This window comes from Bradyrhizobium sp. SZCCHNS2022, from assembly GCF_032377575.1.
GTDB lineage: Bacteria > Pseudomonadota > Alphaproteobacteria > Rhizobiales > Xanthobacteraceae > Bradyrhizobium > Bradyrhizobium aeschynomenes.
Genome location: NZ_JAUHHZ010000001.1, coordinates 2721520 through 2738043, shown reverse-complemented (window position 1 = coordinate 2738043; position 16524 = coordinate 2721520). Strand labels below are relative to the sequence as shown.

Below are 16524 nucleotides of genomic sequence, written 5' to 3'. Positions count from 1 at the left end.
GGAGTCGGACGATGCAACGCTTGCGGCTGAAGGCAGATGGACGGATCGTGGAGCTGCGCGATGGCGGAGAGTTTCCGCTCGCGCCGTCGGAAGCCGCGCCGGCAGCGCCGCTCGAGGTGCGCGACCTCCGGCGGCGGGTGCAGCTGACACAGCAGGAATTCGCCGCCAAGCTCGGTGTGCCCGTCGAGACCATCCGCAACTGGGAGCAGGGCAAGCGCATGCCGCGCGGCCCGGCGCGCGCGCTGCTCACCGTGATCGCGCACGCGCCCGACACGGTGTTTGCGGCCTTAGCTAAGACTTAAGCCAAAAACCGGTCGTGCGTTGGCAAGGCCTCGCGTGTGCCTACATAATGTTACACGCGGTCTGGAGTGCACGGCCATGCTGACGATCGAGGCCAATGGTGCCAGGATTCCTGCCCTGGGTCTGGGGACCTGGGAGCTACGCGGACGGACCTGCGCGCGGATCGTCGAGCAGGCGCTCACCCTCGGCTACCGGCACATCGACACCGCCCAGGTCTATGAGAACGAGCAGGAGGTCGGCGAGGGCCTGCGGGCCTCCCGCGTCCGGCGCAACGAGTTGTTCCTGACCACCAAGGTGTGGACGACGCACTTTGCACCGCATGACCTGGAGCGCTCGACCAAGGAGAGCCTGGTCCGCCTGCGCGTCTCCGAGGTCGATCTCTTGCTGCTGCATTGGCCGAACCCGCACGTGCCGCTGGCCGAGACGCTGGGAGCGCTGGCGCACGCCAAGACGCTCGGGCTGGCACGCCATATCGGCGTGTCCAATTTTACGGTCGCGCTGCTCGACGAAGCCGTGGCGCTGTCGCCGGAGCCGCTGGTGTGCAACCAGGTCGAGTATCATCCCTATCTCGACCAGACCAAGGTTCGCGAGGCCTGCGCCCGGCACGGCCTCGCGCTGGTCGCCTATAGCCCGATCGCCAAGGGCAAGATCAAGAACGATCCGACCCTGACCCGGATCGGCCGCGCCCATGGCAAGAGCCCGGCGCAGATCTGCCTGCGCTGGCTGGTGCAGCAGAACGTCGTGGCGATCCCGCGCACCTCGAAGATCGAACGGCTGTCCGAGAACCTCGAGGTGTTCGATTTCGAGCTGTCCGAGCAGGAGATGGCCGACATCTTCGCCATGGGCAGTCCGGAAGGGCGGATGACCAACTTCGCCTTCGCGCCGAAATGGGATTGAGCGGCGCCCGGGCCGGCATGCTAGAGTGGCAGGAGCGGGCAGGTGGCCCGCGCTCAACCCTGGCGATGACCCCCGCGACAGCGCGTGCCGCATGCGCCAGGCCGCGAGCGGGCGCAAATGAAGCAGCATGGAACGTTGGCAGTTCATACGTTGGGGCATCGCCGCATCCGTGCTCGTGCATCTCCTGATCTTCGGCGGCGCCGTGGTCTCGACCTCGGTGCGCCCTTACGAGATGCCGAAGTCCGACGAGATCGCGGTCAATATCGTCGACGCTGACGAGCCGCAGAAGACGCCGGAACCGTTGGTCACGCCATCACCGTCGCCGACGCCGGAGCTGGTCCTGCCGCAGCCGGCCCCGAGCGCCTTGCCGGCGGCCGCCGCGCCACCTCCGCCCAGTCCTCCGCAAGAGGCCAAGGAAACTCCGACTCCGCAGGCGCCGGCCGCACCGGCGGCGAAACAGCCGGCGCCGGCTGCATCGCCCAAAGCGGCGAAGTTGGCCGCCAGATCGGAGGTCAAATCCGCCGCCAAGCAGACCCCGCCACCAGCGCCGGTTCCAGCGCCGAGCTATGTGCCCCCAGAGCCGGACCTCACCGTGAAATACGGCGTCATGCTCGGTCTGCCCGAGCCGCTCTCACCGCTGCCGCGAGCCGGGGCCTCGGAGGATGGCAAGGAGGCGGGGTCGGTCGCGACGACGAACCTTGCTCCCAATCTCGAGACAGCGCTGCGGGAGAAGGTCAGGAGCTGCGCGCGTCTGCCGGTCTCGCTGTCGCTGTCCGACAACGTGCTGATCAGGCTTCGCTTCGGCATGACACCGGATGGACGGCTTGCGACCGAGCCGGAGGTGATCGAGGTCGTCGCAGCCTCGAAGGCCATTCAGCTCAAGGAGAGCGCGGTCCAGGCGTTGAACGCCTGCCAGCCTTACGCGATGCTTCCGCCCGATCGCTACAACGAGTGGAAGATCATCGAGATGTCGTTCACGCCGCGGGACTTCGTCCGCTGATCGCCAGCGGCGCATGCGTGTCGGGAGAGAGCGGGCGTCGCATGGTCGCGCTTGGCTGTCGACGCGATGGCCGTTCATCCTGTATGCGATCCTCGATCGCGCGGGTCCCCAATGCGGGGGATGCACGGGCGGTCCACGCTCGAGATGCGGAGACGGTGCGACATGACGCTGAAGCTGGTGATCGGCAACAAGAACTATTCCTCATGGTCGATGCGGCCGTGGCTGGCGCTGCGCGGCTGCGACATCGCCTTCGAGGAGATCGTGATCCCGCTCTACACCGACGATCCCGCCGACAAGGCGCGTATCCTCAGCCACTCGCCTGCCGGCAAGGTGCCGATCCTGATCGATGGCGCCGTGACGGTGTGGGACTCGCTCGCGATCATCGAATATCTCGCTGAACGTTGTCCGGAGGCCGGGCTCTGGCCCGCTGATGCGGCGGGGCGCGCGCATGCGCGGTCGGTCTCGGCCGAGATGCATTCCGGCTTCCAGGCCCTGCGCAACGAGTGTCCGATGAACCTGCATCGCGAGATCAGGCCGGTGGAGTTGTCCGCCGACGCCCGGGCCAACATCGCCCGGATCGAGGACATCTGGCGCGACTGCCGGGCGCGCTACGGCGCCGGCGGTCCGTTCCTGTTCGGCCGCTTCAGCGGAGCAGACGCGATGTACGCTCCGGTCGTGACGCGCTTCCACACCTTCGCGGTTCCGGTCGCGGCGGACACCCGGGCCTACATGGCGACGATGATGGCGATGCCGGCCTTCGCAGCCTGGGTGAAGGACGGGCTTGCAGAAACCTGGACCATCGACCGGGTGGAGAACGTCTGACGTCCGATGGGTTGTCCAGAGCCTGTCCGGGCCTGTTAGTCCAGGAATACCGGTCGCGGCGCCATCTCGTTGAAGAAGCTCGCAATATCAGTGTTTGCCATGTCACGAGGCCGCTGGCCACGGCCGGCGGCGGCGTGCTATAGGAGAGATATTATTAAAGACACGCCGGCCCGGGCAGCGGGACCAGGGGCTCTTGCCGGCATGCGAGCAGGAGAGGGCGTTGAAACACAAGTTCCCCATTGGGTCGACGGTCTATTTTACCGCGAGCAACGTCTCGCGTCCGGCGGCCAGCGGTACCTATGAAATCATCCGTCAACTTCCGACGGATGGGGACGACTGCCAGTACCGGATCAAGAGCTCGACGGAAGCCTTTGAACGGGTTGCAAGAGAGAGCCAATTGGCCTTGTCTTGAGGACGGCACGATTTTCGGCAGGCTCGGCGCGTCGGCGGACGCAGCCGGTCGATAGGGAGGAGAAACGGCAGTCTCAACGGGGCTCGAAGCCCGGTTTCGAAGGTTTTGTCCGAAGGTGTGACTCCGAAGGTTTTACGAAGGCTGCGCGATCCCCCTGGGGATAGCGGGTAGCTCCGCACCATCCTGTGCCCGCACGGGGCATGGAATCGTCGTATTGTCCTGGGGTGGGGCGTCATGGATCGGGTGATCGTTTGAATTTGGTGATCGTTTCACTTGTGTCCCATGTCGGGATGCCATCGGGGCCGATTTGCTTGGCCCGCGTCAGGAATCAGCGCGCATGAATTCGACCTTGAATTCGACCTGGCCCTCGTCGTTCGACCAGCTCCTGAACTCGCCGGCGTTCCCGATGTGGCTCACCGTTGCGGCGGCGGGCTTCTTTGCTTTGATCGTGCTGATCACGCTGCTGCGGGCCGAGAAGTCGGTCGCCAACGGCGCGCTGACGGTGATCACCCTGCTTGCCGTCGGCATCGCGGTCGCTTCGATGATGCGCAGCCAGGATGCCTCGCCCCGCGGCGGCAATGGTGATGCTGCGACGACGGCTTCGGTCGGCGTCTCACCGCCCGCGCTCGCCTGCGTCGACGATCTCGCCGGCGATCTGGTGCTGTCGAATTGTGAGCGGGGCCTGTTCGGGTCGGCCGAGATGACGGCGGCCGCCGTCAGCTATGCGGCGGGCATGCTGAGCCGGCTAACGCAAGCGGGGGATGTCGCCAGCGCCAACAAGGTCATGACCGCCGAGTTGCTGGCGCTGCGCCGTGCCGTGGAGCGTGATCGCTATGGCCTGATGGCCTATGTGCTGCTGACGCGCGACCGCTGCACGCCGACCGACTGCGTGATGTTCCGTGCCGTGGCGGACCGCCAGCAACTCGTCAACAACATGGAAGGCCGGACCTATGAAGGGCTGGTGACGCGCTATGCCTCGCAGTGGAACGCGCCGCCAGCCGCTGCTGCGGGTCAGCAGCCGGCCGCCGGCACTTTCGCCGGCCTGGCGCCCTCGGCGCCGTCCGGCAAGCCCACGACTGCGGAGTTTCCCAGCTCGGCCAACACCCCGCCGGTCAGCATCATGAACCCTGAGCCGACGGCCTCGACGCGTTCGGCCGCGCCTGCGGCGGCGCCAAAGCCGCCGACGCAGCTTGCGCCGGCACCGGCTGCGCCGGCCAGCGTCGCGGCGAGCCATGCGCAGGCGCCTCCCGCGGCCAAGAAGGCGGCGGCCCCTAGGCCGAAGCCGCCGGCGGCAGCGCCGCAGGCCGCGCCTGAGGCGGCCGAGCCGGCTGCCAAGGACGAATAGAGCCCGCTGATCGAACCGCCATCATGCCCCTGCATCTGATCAAGCTGGCCGTCGGCTGCGAGTCGGTCAAAGAGCTCAAGGAATGGATCGCCGAGCGCATGCTCGCGGCCAAGAAGAAGGGCCTGCCGCAGCAGCACTTGCACGTCACGCGGATGACGCCCAAACGGGTCGAGGACATTCTCGGCGGCGGCTCGCTGTACTGGGTGATTCGCGGCGAGGTCGCTGCGCGCGAGAAGATCGTCGGCATCGAGCCGTTTCGCGACGGCGACGGCATCGGACGCTGCCGCATCATCATGCAGCCGAAGGTGATTGCCGTGTCGCCGCGGCCGATGCGCCCGTTCCAGGGCTGGCGCTATCTGACCGCGGAGGATGCTCCCGCCGATCTCGGCAAGGCCAGCGCTGCCGGCGTCGAGGCCATGCCCGAGCCGCTGCGGCGCGAGCTGCGGGATCTGGGGCTGCTGTAAGGGCGCGAGTTCCAATGCCGGCGTGCCGCAGCTCGCTCTCAGCAGAACCATCCGCTCCGCGATGCCAGTTGCTGCGCCCTTTCCCCTTGCGGGCCCCCTTGCGGAAGAGGGCATCACCGGCCCATCCACATACGCGATCGGGTGAGGGGTATCTTTCCGCAAGAAAAACGTGTGGAGAGATACCCCTCACCCGACCGAGTCCGCCGTGCTGTCCTACATGCCCTCTCCCGCAAGGGGAGAGGGCGCAGTCATTTGCACCTCGCAGACGGTGTAACCCGCCTGTTCTGGTTCCGGCGCTTGTGCCGCTTCCTCTCGCGATTCTCACGCCGCGATGTTGTCGATCAACCGCGTGGTTCCGATCTTGGCTGCCACCAGAATCCGCTTCGGCCCGGACTCCTTGGGTCCGATCGGCGCCAGTGTCTCCGCGTGGCGGACCTCGAGATAGTCCAAGGCAAAGCCGGCTTCGGTGATCGCGGCAGCGCCATCACGAACGGCCTGCCGCATGTCCTCGCCCGCGCGCAGCCGCGTCGCGATCTCCTTCAGCACCCGGTGCAGCGTCGGTGCAACACGGCGCTGCTCTGCACTGAGGTAGACATTGCGCGAGGACATCGCGAGTCCGTCGCGTTCACGCACCGTACGGGAGCCGACGACGCGCACGCCCAGATCGAGGTCGCGCGCCATCTGTGCGACGACGCGGAGCTGCTGATAGTCCTTCTCGCCGAAGATCGCGACGTCGGGCCGGCATTGCGTGAACAGCTTGGCGACCACGGTCGCCACGCCGCCGAAGAAATGCGGCCGGAAGCGATCCTCCAGTCCGGCCAGCGCCGCGCCCTCGGGCACAATCCGCGTCACGAAGCCGTCCGGGTACATCGCCTTCGCGTCGGGGTGCCAGATCAGATCGACGCGCTCCGCCGCCAGCTTTGCAACATCCTCTTTCCAGGTACGCGGGTACGAGCCGAAATCCTCTGTCGGCGCGAATTGAGTCGGGTTGACGAAGATCGAGACGACGACCTTGTCGGCGCGACGCTTCGCCAGCCGAACGAGCGAGATGTGGCCTTCATGCAGCGCCCCCATCGTCGGCACGAGCGCGATGCTGGCTTTTCGCGCACGCAAGCCGTCGAGCTCGCGTCGGAGGGCCGGAATGGTGCGGGCGACGTGCGGGGGTCGTGACATTTTTGCTCGATCTCACAGCGAAAAAACGCGGATTTTCTGTTCGGCCTTGACGCTCGGGCGACTGCCTTTCACAAGAACGCGACAAGCCGCTCAGCTTACTTGAATACGCCTGTTAGCACGTCTCCGCAGCAAATGCGGCGTTGGTAAACGCGCGCGTCAAGTAGTAGCGGAGGATGCGTCCCCCGTGGGATTCACGATGATGATGCATTTCACTTGACCGCAGACGACCGTGACTCGAAGATGATCGTAAGGGGTCGAAAACATGCTGGTGCAGACTAGCCAAGGACAATCGGGCTCGGCCCACGTGGTTGTGCTTGGAAACGAGAAGGGCGGGTCTGGCAAGTCCACCACCGCCCTGCACATCGCCGTTGCACTTCTCAAGGCTGGCCAGCGCGTCGCCACCATCGATCTCGACTGTCGTCAGCAGAGCTTCACCCACTACATCAACAATCGCAGCGCCTGGGCCCGTCGCACCGGCCTGCGCCTCGAGCTGCCGACGCACTATTGCATCCAGCTCGGCCAGACCTTGCAGATCGACGAGAACGAGAACACCGAGTTCCAGCAGTTCATGGAGGCGGTGAGTGCGGTCGAACGGTCGTTCGATTTCATCGTCATCGATACGCCCGGCAACGACAGCTACCTGATGCGTCTCGCGCATTCGATGGCCGACACGCTGGTCACCCCGATCAACGACAGCTTCCTCGATTTCGACGTGCTCGGAACGGTCGACGCCGCGACCTATGCGGTGACCGGAGAGAGTCACTACGCCGAGATGGTGCGCGACGTCCGGCGCAAGCGCCGCCAGATCGACGGCGCCATGACCGACTGGATCGTGGTCCGCAACCGGCTGTCGATGCTCGGCTCGCGCAACAAGCAATTGGTGGCCGAGGGCCTGAAGGATCTGTCGCTGCGGCTCGGCTTCCGCGCCATCGACGGCTTCGCCGAGCGGGTCGTGTATCGCGAGTTCTTCCCGCGCGGGCTGACCGCGCTGGACGACATCGACGAAGCGACGCTCGGCACGCGCCCCAATCTCGGCCATGTCACGGCGCGGGAGGAGGTCACGAGCCTGCTGCGCCAGCTCAAGCTGCCGCTCGACGAACGCGGCCGCCGCCGCGCCGCCAACCGGGCCGAATGGTTTGCCCAGGTCGACAAGCCGCTCGACCTGCACGACATCATCAGCGCCTGAACCCGTCAGCGGGGCGCGACCGCTGCGACCTCGCGCCAGTCCGATGGCCGTCATCCCGTCGTCGTCATCCTGATCAGTGAGCTGAGCCGGCGGTTGCGGCCTGAGACATCGTGCGCATTGAATGAGCGCCGACGCTTCGGCTAATCGTCAGTGCAACGGGATCCGGTGATCGTGGTGCAGGGCCGTCGGCCGAGCGGCTGGATTTGTCTCAGGTCAACGCCGAAGCCACAGTTTTCGCTAGATTACCGTCAAATTCATGACTGATTTGAACCCGACGTTGAGGGTTCACGTCACATGGGAAGGGCGGATCTGACGGTATGCTGCACAGCAACTAGGTGCGCCGCACAACGAACGGGCGATGGATACACAACATTTAGCCTTCCTGTCACAGCCCCGTTACATATATTAGACACCACGGGTCACGAGAGTCTTACAGGTCTTAAACTACCTTTGATTGTAGCTCCCGAGGAACGAACATGAAGCGTGGAATAACCGTCCTGTTGTCCGTCAGCGTGCTGGCGGCCGTCGGCTACTTCACTGCCAGCAAGTGGGCGATCCGGCACGAAACCGTCAGGTTCTATGACGCCTCCCGCGGCAATCGCCTCGTCGAGGTCGCCGTGGCCATCCGGCGTGACAAGGAGATGCAGGCCGAGGCCGGCATGATCAAGCTTCCGGTGGCGATCCTCAATCACGGTAATACCGTCAAGTTCACCGAGTACTCGTTCGTGGCCAACGTGTTTGCCGCCCGCGGCTACATGGCGGTGAGCATCCAGCATGACCTGCCGACCGATCCGCCGATGGTGACCAAGGTCGGCGAGCCCTATGTCGGCCGCCTGCCGCAGATCCAGCGCGGCGTCGCCAATATCCGGTTCGCCGTCGAGCAGATGCGCCAGCTGCAGCCGAATGCGGACTACGACCACCTGACCATGGTCGGCCATTCGATGGGTGGCGACATTTCGATGTATTTCGCCAAGCAGTATCCCGACGACGTCAAGAAGGTCGTCACGCTCGACAATCTGCGCGTTCCCTTCGTGACCGACGGCAAGTTCAAGATCCTGTCGTTCCGCTCCAAGGATCCGCAGTTCAAGACGGATCCTGGTGTGATCCCGAGCGACGACATCTGCGAGAAGGAAGGCATTACGGTCGTCAACACCGACTTCCAGCACAATGACATGCGTGATACCGGGCCCGACGATGCCAAGTCGTCGATCCAGGCCATGCTCGACAAGTTCCTGGCCGACAGCGACAGTTCCAGCGCCATCGCGCCGGTGAAGACCAGGACCCCCTTGCTCGATCCCGGCCCGGTTCCGCCTTATGCGCCGGTCGGCAAGGCCGCGGCCCCAACCAAGGCGCTGACGAACTGATCATGCGGGCGCGAGGCGCGATCAGCTGATCCCGAGGACATGCTCGGGATGCGGCGGGCGCCTCTGCGACGTGACCCGAGACTTGGCCCAAAGACTTGGCCCAAAGACCTGGCCCAAAGACCTGGCCCGAGCGGCTGCGCCGCTCATTGAAGCTGCCGGGGCGCCTGCCCACATCATGCGCATCCAAGCAGGTGCGTGCGCATGGTCCAGGGGCCTTTCAAATCCAGTTCCGGCTCGATCACCTCGTCGGATGATGGAACCGACAGCCAGCGGTTGCCTGAAGCCGAGCGGTCCAGCGCCGACGCGATCGCAGATTTCGTTGCGCAGGCCCGCGCCGTGGCTGCGTCCGGAAGCCGGGGCCGCCTGGTCTTTGCCCTCGATGCGACCCTGAGCCGGCAGCCCACCTGGGACATGGCTTGTGCCCTGCAAGCCGACATGTTCCGCGAGGCCGCGGCTCTGGGCAGTCTCGATGTGCGGCTGGTCTACTACCGGGGCTTCAACGAGTGCCGTGCGACGGGCTGGATCTCAGACAGCGCCGAGCTCGCCCGCCTGATGGGCAAGATCGATTGCCGGGGTGGCAAGACCCAGATCGGCAAGGTTCTCGCCGAGGCCCGCCGCCACGCCACCTCGGCGCGGATCCGCGCCGTCGTCTTCGTGGGCGATGCCATGGAGGAAAACGTCGACGAGCTCTGTGCGCGGGCCGGCGAGCTCGGGCTGTTGAAGGTCCCGCTCTTCCTGTTCCAGGAAGGCAACGACCCCGTTGCCGAACAGGCGTTTCGCGAGATGGCCCGGCTGTCCGGCGGGGCGTGGTGCCGGTTCGATCCGGGCGCCGCCGCTCAATTGCGGGATCTGCTGCGCGCGGCCGCGGCCTACGCCGCGGGCGGCCGTGACGCGCTGCTCCGCCTGGCGGCGTCGGAGGGCGGGGCGGCACGCCTGATCGGGCAGATGAGCAGATGAGATGAGCAGGGTATCGGACGAGCGCGGTCGGCTGGCGCGACACGCCTGTTGAAGCCATCAGCGTCACACCGGGCCGGTCATGCTTTTTGTCGCGACAGGCCCTATATTCCGCCGATGACACTGATCGCGGGCGCCGTCGCCGTCATCACCCTCTATCTGTTGCTGCAGATGTTCCGGAACGCCAATCCGGCGGCCCTGGCGCGCGCGATCAAGTTCGCCGGAGGCATCGCTTGTCTCGCGGTCGCGGCCTTCACCGGCCTTCGCGGCGAGCTGGTGGTGGCGATTCCGATCGGGTTATTCGGGGCAGGGCTGCTGGGCTGGTCGCCGGGCGGTCTCGGCAATGTCGGCAGCATGTTCGGGCTGGGCGGAGCGCGCTCCTCCGGTCAGAGCTCGCGGGTGCGCTCGCCCGCGATCGAGATGATGCTCGACCATGACAGCGGCCAGCTGCAGGGCCGCTTCGTCGCCGGCGCTCATGCCGGCCGTGCGCTGGACGAGTTCGATCTGCCGCAGCTCGCAGCGATGCTGCCAGGCCTCGACGCCGACAGCGTCTCGCTACTTGAAACTTATCTGGACCGCCGGTTTCCCGCTTGGCGTCAGCACGCGCAGCGCGACGCGGCAGGGGGGCAGCGCCGCGCGGCGTCGAGCTCCAAAATGACGGCGGAGGAGGCCTATCAGATCCTTGGCCTGCAGCCGGGCGCGGGGCGTGACGAGATCGGGCGTGCCCACCGTGCGCTCATGAAGAAACTGCATCCCGACCAAGGGGGGTCGACGTATCTCGCCGCCCGGGTGAACGAGGCCAAGGATACTCTGCTTCGTACGCATCACGGCTAACTCCGGCAACGCCACCAACGCCACAACACCGAACCCGCTTCCACCGCAGTGAAACGACGCCTGCTGCTCTCGACTTCGTCAGGCGCGATCATTCGTCATGGTGAAAAAGTTCTAGCGGCAATTCCTTGACGAGTGGTTTTCACCGGTTGGGCCGACGCACTGCCGGGGCTGTCCGCAAAAGAAAAGGCCCGCGCGTGTGTCGCGCGGGCCTCATCGGCAGCTATGGTGATGTGCGTTAGTTGTGCACGGTCATGCAGGAGATGTCGGCGCGCTTCAGCTTCTTGCACACCGCTTCGGCCTGATCGCGATCGAGACCGGCGAAGCGGGCGCGGATCAGCGTCTTGTCACCTTTCGAGATGGTCTCGGTGAACGGATCCGCCTTGCTCAGCAGGCCCTGCGCCGAGCTGCGCGCGGCCTCGATCCGCTTCTGCGCCTCGGCCTCGCTGTCGAGCGCGCCGACCTGGATGATCCAGCCGCTACGTGCCACGGCGGAGCGAACCGGAACCTCTGCAGCAGGGCTGGCGGACGCCAACTGCGTCGGCGGCTGCGACGGCGGGGCGGGAGGCGCAGCATAGGCCATGGCCTGCGACGAGGCGGGCGGCAGGCTGGAGGCCGGCAGCACGCCGAGAATGCCGTTGCCGGTGCCGTGACCCGCAGGCTGCGGCGGCAGCTCGGGACGCGGGGCCTCGGCGCGGACGATCGGCGGCGCCGGTTCGATGGCCTCGACGCGCTGCGCGAACGGCGCGGGAGCAGGGGCAACCGGCTGCGGCGCGGCGGTGGCGAGCTTCACGGCGCCAGCCTTGACCTGAACCGTCCGGACCTTGACCGGCTTCATCGGCTCGGTCGAGCCGGGAACGAGCGACATCGGCTGGTTCTGGATCACACCGGAGGTCATCGGGGCGGGCTCGACCCTGGCCTCCTTCGGCGCCGACGGCGGCAGCGCCGCGGTCGCTTCCGAGAGGGTCGACATCAGCTTGGCGGCGCGGCTCGGCGCCGGCGTCTCCGGCGCAGCCGAGGCGAGCTGGACGGTGCCCTGGTCGGCGCTGTCGCCGGCATCGGATCCGCCGCGCTCGCCGATCGCCGCCACGGTGCGGCGGGTCGCGCCCTTGTCGAGATTTTCGGCCAGCAGGTTGCGCATGATCGCGTCGCGCGAGCCGCCGCTGCGGCCGCCGAGCACGACGCCGACCAGATGGCGGTTGCCGCGACGGAGCGAGGTCACGATGTTGAAGCCGGAGGCGCGGGTATAGCCGGTCTTGATGCCGTCGATGCCCTCGACGCTGCCGAGCAGGTGGTTGTGGTTGCGGATCGACTGGCCGCGATAATTGAACACCACCGTCGAGAAATAGCGATAGTAGCGCGGGAAGCGGTCCTGGATCGCGCGGCCGAGGATCGACTGGTCGCGTGCCGTCGTGATCTGGGCGTCGGCCGGAAGACCGGAGGCGTTGACATAGGTGGTGCGGCTCATGCCGAGCGAGCGCGCCTTGCGCGTCATCATCTTGGCGAACTCGTCCTCGTCGCCGCCGATCGCTTCCGCGATGACCACGGCGGCGTCGTTGGCCGAGCGCGTCACCAGGCCCTTGATCGCATCCTCGACGCGGATGCTCTGTCCGGGGCGCAGGCCGAGCTTGGTCGGCGACTGCTCGGAGGCGTGCTCCGACACCGGCATCTCGGTGTCGAGCTTCATCTTGCCGGACTCGAGGCGCTCGAACAGCAGATAGAGCGTCATGATCTTGGTGAGCGAGGCGGGGTGCCGCAGCGCGTCCGGATTGGTCGCGGTCAGCGTCGCGCCGGAATTGCCGTCGACGACGATCGAGGCGAATGCCGGGCTGTAGCTGCCCTCGTCATTGTGGGGGGAGTGGCGCGCATGGTGGTGCCGATGGCGCCGGCGCGCTTCCGCGCTGTCGACCGTGACCACTGCCGCCACCGTGAGCGTGAGCAGCCCGTAGACGCCAACCCGCAGCAGGCGCGAGGAAGCCAAGTTTTTGCGAAGCATGAAATCCCCGTCCAATTTCTGACGTGATCACCGGCCCGTAAGGCGAAATTGTGCCAAAACGCTCCCGTGATCTTGCCTGTCGGACCTCCAGTTTGCGCCTCGACGCGGTCATGCATCGAAGGGCCCGAACTGAGGTTTTGTTAAGACGCTGTTTTAGAACAGCTTTACGGTTCGGCCGACGCTGGCCGGGACCACAGGAGAGGTTAGGACGGTCGAGTTGCCAAAGGATTAAAGAAACCTTGCGCCGAACCCGGGGATTTCGGTCGAACTGGCCCGACGTGAAGCATCTGAGCCATTAGCAGACTTCGGCGTGAAGCAATGCCCATGATGGTGCATTGCACAAGATTCTTGCTTTCTATTGTGCGGTGCACTATATTGGGACTGCGTCAGGGAGCCGGGGCCTCCCTGCGGGCGCTAAAGTCAGGGAAAGGAATGCCACATGTTTAAGGTTGAAGACATTCAGAACTACGGCAAAGAGCAGTTCGAGACCGTCGTGAACTCCGCGACCACGGTCCAGAACGGCCTGCATGCGATCGCCACGGCCTACGGCGACTACACCAAGAAGTCGTTCGAGGACACCAAGTCGTTCGTCGAGAAGCTCTCGGGCGTGAAGTCGCTCGACAAGGTGCTCGAGGTCCAGACCGAATACGCCAAGTCGGCCTACGAGACCTTCGTCGCCGATTCGCAGAAGATCGCCGGCCTGTATTCGGACCTCGCCAAGCAGGCGTTCAAGCCGCTCGAAGGTTTCGCTGCCAAGTTCACCCCGCCGGCCGCGCATTGATCGCAGCCGTTGTTCGGTGACAGCGGAAAGCCCGGCTCGCGCCGGGCTTTTTTGTTGGGCGGCAGCAATGCGTCGATGCCCGCGACTATTTGGCGACGCGCAGCTTCGACAGCGCGGTTCCGATCGAATTGAACGTCGCCACGATCTGGCTCGAGCTCGTCAGCATGTAGAACTTGTCCGGGCTGCTGGCGCAGTTCTGCAGCACGGTCGAGGTCGCATCGGCGGGCGAGCTCGTGTTCACCTGGATCGTGTAGATCGTGTACATCGAATTGCCTTTGGCATCCTTGCTGTTCTTGAGGTTCGAGCAGAGCAGGGCCTGGCGCGCATCGATCGGATTGCCCGAGGCCTGGCTCGAGCCGTTGCCGTATTCCGGCCAGCGGTCCTCGGTGTTCAGGCCGTCCGACAGCAGGATGATGACCCGGTTGTAGGTGGTGTTGGCGTCCTCGGCAGGCGCCCCGAGCACGCCGTTCGGGATTAGCGATTGCACCGCCCAGGCCATGCCGATCGCCTGGTTGGTGCCGCCGGTCGGCTCCATGGCGTTGACGGCGCTCTTCAGCGAGCTCCAATTGTAGCTGAGCGGCACGATCTGGGCGAGCTTCGTTGAGGCGCTGCTGCTGCAGTACTGGGTGCTGTTCTCCATGTGCTGGTTGGCCGGAAACAGCGTCGTGACATCGGATGTCGCGGGCGAGACGGCGTTCGCGTCATTCGGCTGGGTGCGGTCGGCGACGCAGCCGGTCCAGGTGCTCTTGGCGTTGGCAACCCAGGTATGCGTGAAGGTGTTGACCTTGCAGACGGTGCTGGAATAGCTGCCGGTGCAGCTACAGGTGTTGTTCGGAATGTTGCTGCCGCTGGTCTGACAGCTGCAGTTGCTGCCGGTGCACCAGTTCACCCGGGTGCTGGTCTGCACGCTGGTCCAGCAGCCGTTATAGTAGCTGTGCGAGGCGGAATCGTAGCCGGGGCAGATGTACCCGTTGTAAGTCCCGCTCGATGGGATTCGGGAGGCACTGGAGCTTCCCGTTGTCGGCTCGCTGGCGCAGGAGAAGTAGGAGAAGCCGTTGCTGGACCTGAACGGACAGGACGATCCCGGTCCCACCATGTCCCACTGCGCCTGGGTGTAGCTCCCGTTCGGGATTGCGGCCTGATAGGAGCCGTTATTGGGCTGGATCGTGGGCGGATTCTGCCAATCGGTCCAGTCGATCCAGTCCTGGGCGTAGTTGTTGGCGCCGACGTTGACGACCTTGGCGAACGGAATGACGGAGATGTAGACGTCGCCCGGGGTCTTGGCGAGCGCGCTGAGCTGATCGATCAGGCCGCCGCTGCCGGCGACCGCGTTCTGCAGCGCCGTCATCTTGTTGCTGGAGGCCATCGAGCCGGTATTGTCGAGCGCGAGCGCGACGCGCATCTTCACGTCACCCCAGGTCGTGGTCGCCTTGGTGCTGAAGTCCATCGTCGGGAAGCCTGCGAGCTTCATGAACTGGGTGATGATCTGGCCGGAGGCGGTGAGCTGGATGTTGGACGCCGAGGAGCTGCTCGAAGCGGTATAGTTGGCGGTCACCGCGACGCTCTTGGCGTCCGCGCTGGTGTAGAGCGCCTTGAAATAGGCGGATGCCTTCGTTCCGATGTCGGCCGAGGTGATCGTTCCCTGGGCCAGATCGCGCGACAGCATCAGCGCGGTCGAATCCAGCGCGGCCTGCATCGACGATTTTGCGGCATTGGCGCGGCTGTAGTCGACGCCGGCGCCGACGAAGGCCAGGATCGGCAACAGTGCGATGGCAAAGGTCACCGCAATGTTGCCCCGGTTGTCGCGGGCGAAGCGTCGCACAATACGGCGGCAGAAGCGGACGAGGGTCGCAGCGGTCATGTCGCTCACCAATGATGATGTCTGCGAGCGATCTGGCGCCCCGATCCTCAAGGGTCGGTGAATCGAATCCTCGAAAAACGCTGCAAATCCCGCAGCATGGCGGCTCGTTCGCACGGCGCGCGGGTTCCCTGTCAACGCCCGGTGAATCGGCTTTGTAAAATGCCACCGGTTTGATTAACCTTTGGACTCATCGCCGGGGCAGGGAATCGGTCCTGCCGGAGCGTCGCTCCATCCATGGGGACGCGCTTGCGGCAAACCGGCCGCTGACCCATATTCCTGGAGTCGGTCCGATCGGGCCGGTCGGCAGGGACAGGCGATCTGGAACGCAGGACCGGGTGGCGGAAGCGGCCCGGAGGGGACAGTGCGGGAAACCCTTTATCGGTGTCCTCGCAACATTATCTAACGCGTGCAAGATGTCGCAGCCAAATTCCAGATTGAACCGATCCGCACCTAGGATGAGCAATAACGACAACAAGTCCGGTGGCACCGGGGGTCCGGTCACGTCCGTGATCACCAAGGTGAAACCGAAGACCAAACGCCCCAATCTCTATCGCGTTCTGATTTTGAACGACGATTACACGCCGATGGAATTCGTCGTTCACGTCCTGGAGAAGTTCTTCAACAAGGACGTCGAGGCCGCGACCAAGATCATGCTCCATGTGCACCATCATGGCATCGGGGAGTGCGGCGTTTTCACTTACGAGATCGCCGAGACCAAGGTGACGCAGGTGATGGATTTCGCCCGCAAGCACCAGCACCCGTTGCAGTGTGTGATGGAGAAAAAATAGGGCGGGTCTGCGCGGGGAGATCCGCCTGGCGCGAGCGCTCAATGGGCCGTCGCAGGTCCCTGCGGTCAGCGCCGCGAGATGGTCTGGTCCGGGGAATTACGGCCGGTGTGGCGTCTCGGTCCAAGCCGGATCCTTGCCCGGAGATCGCTCGCTGCGGCTGTCGCAGCCGGACGCGTCACGATCGGAGGCGTCACGATCGGATGCGTCACAATCGGAACGGGTTTTGCATTGACGATCGAGTGAACGCGTAATCGAGCCGCCCGACCGGTCTTTTGTCGCACTCGGTTATAACTATATTTGACAAAGGTTGTTGTTGCCTGACCGGGCGGCGGCGATCATGATGGCAGGGG

The 16524-nt window shown here is 65.2% G+C and carries 16 protein-coding genes; 13 read left to right on the top strand and 3 right to left on the bottom strand.

Annotated elements, in window-relative coordinates; translation table 11 throughout:
* Positions 1–11: 11 nt before the first annotated feature.
* The 7 genes from QXZ94_RS12255 (at position 12) to QXZ94_RS12225 (ending at position 5240) form a co-directional block, all read left to right on the top strand.
* On the top strand, positions 12–302 hold the full coding sequence (locus tag QXZ94_RS12255; RefSeq protein ID WP_172113943.1) for a helix-turn-helix domain-containing protein: 291 nt from the start codon (positions 12–14) through the stop codon (positions 300–302).
* Between the two features lie 76 nt (positions 303–378).
* On the top strand, positions 379–1197 hold the full coding sequence (locus QXZ94_RS12250; RefSeq protein WP_315720615.1) for an aldo/keto reductase: 819 nt from the start codon (positions 379–381) through the stop codon (positions 1195–1197).
* 127 nt (positions 1198–1324) lie between these two features.
* Entirely contained in the window at positions 1325–2197 is an 873-nt protein-coding gene (locus QXZ94_RS12245; RefSeq protein ID WP_315720614.1) for a hypothetical protein, read from the top strand.
* A 162-nt stretch (positions 2198–2359) separates the two neighbouring features.
* Complete coding sequence (locus QXZ94_RS12240; RefSeq protein ID WP_172113947.1) at positions 2360–3019, top strand: glutathione S-transferase family protein; 660 nt, start codon at positions 2360–2362, stop codon at positions 3017–3019.
* A 220-nt stretch (positions 3020–3239) separates the two neighbouring features.
* Positions 3240–3431, top strand: coding sequence for a hypothetical protein (locus QXZ94_RS12235; RefSeq protein WP_172113948.1), 192 nt, complete (start codon positions 3240–3242; stop codon positions 3429–3431).
* A 406-nt stretch (positions 3432–3837) separates the two neighbouring features.
* Positions 3838–4776 (top strand): hypothetical protein, encoded by a 939-nt coding sequence (locus QXZ94_RS12230; protein WP_315726215.1) that lies wholly within the window; start codon positions 3838–3840, stop codon positions 4774–4776.
* Positions 4777–4799: 23 nt separating this feature from the next.
* Entirely contained in the window at positions 4800–5240 is a 441-nt protein-coding gene (locus QXZ94_RS12225) for a DUF1489 domain-containing protein (protein ID WP_315720613.1), read from the top strand.
* 321 nt (positions 5241–5561) lie between these two features.
* On the opposite strand, the gene panC is transcribed toward QXZ94_RS12225, so the two are convergent.
* Positions 5562–6413 carry a pantoate--beta-alanine ligase gene (gene panC, locus QXZ94_RS12220; RefSeq protein WP_172113950.1) on the bottom strand — a complete coding sequence of 284 codons (852 nt, stop codon included), beginning with the start codon at positions 6411–6413 and terminating at the stop codon, positions 5562–5564.
* 262 nt (positions 6414–6675) lie between these two features.
* On the opposite strand from panC, the gene QXZ94_RS12215 reads away from it, so the two are divergent.
* From QXZ94_RS12215 to QXZ94_RS12200, 4 genes are all read left to right on the top strand, one after another.
* The gene (locus QXZ94_RS12215; protein WP_172113951.1) at positions 6676–7599 is read left to right on the top strand and encodes a division plane positioning ATPase MipZ; all 924 of its coding nucleotides are present in this window, start codon (positions 6676–6678) and stop codon (positions 7597–7599) included.
* A 476-nt stretch (positions 7600–8075) separates the two neighbouring features.
* Positions 8076–8963: an alpha/beta fold hydrolase gene (locus QXZ94_RS12210; RefSeq protein ID WP_172132772.1), complete on the top strand. Its 888-nt coding sequence runs from the start codon at positions 8076–8078 to the stop codon at positions 8961–8963.
* A 201-nt stretch (positions 8964–9164) separates the two neighbouring features.
* Positions 9165–9920 (top strand): VWA domain-containing protein, encoded by a 756-nt coding sequence (locus QXZ94_RS12205; RefSeq protein ID WP_315720611.1) that lies wholly within the window; start codon positions 9165–9167, stop codon positions 9918–9920.
* Positions 9921–10034: 114 nt separating this feature from the next.
* Positions 10035–10751, top strand: a complete 717-nt coding sequence (locus QXZ94_RS12200) for a DnaJ domain-containing protein (RefSeq protein WP_315720610.1) — start codon at positions 10035–10037, stop codon at positions 10749–10751.
* A 235-nt stretch (positions 10752–10986) separates the two neighbouring features.
* On the opposite strand, the gene QXZ94_RS12195 is transcribed toward QXZ94_RS12200, so the two are convergent.
* Positions 10987–12744: a serine hydrolase gene (locus QXZ94_RS12195; protein WP_315720609.1), complete on the bottom strand. Its 1758-nt coding sequence runs from the start codon at positions 12742–12744 to the stop codon at positions 10987–10989.
* A gap of 439 nt (positions 12745–13183) precedes the next feature.
* Between QXZ94_RS12195 and QXZ94_RS12190 the strand changes: the two genes are divergently transcribed.
* The gene (locus QXZ94_RS12190; protein WP_172113956.1) at positions 13184–13525 is read left to right on the top strand and encodes a phasin family protein; all 342 of its coding nucleotides are present in this window, start codon (positions 13184–13186) and stop codon (positions 13523–13525) included.
* 85 nt (positions 13526–13610) lie between these two features.
* Here the strand turns inward: QXZ94_RS12190 and QXZ94_RS12185 are convergent, their stop codons facing one another.
* Entirely contained in the window at positions 13611–15386 is a 1776-nt protein-coding gene (locus QXZ94_RS12185) for a pilus assembly protein (protein WP_315720608.1), read from the bottom strand.
* A gap of 455 nt (positions 15387–15841) precedes the next feature.
* Here QXZ94_RS12185 and clpS point away from each other — a divergent pair, with 455 nt between their 5' ends.
* Positions 15842–16174, top strand: a complete 333-nt coding sequence (gene clpS, locus QXZ94_RS12180) for an ATP-dependent Clp protease adapter ClpS (protein ID WP_008960690.1) — start codon at positions 15842–15844, stop codon at positions 16172–16174.
* Positions 16175–16524: the final 350 nt, after the last annotated feature.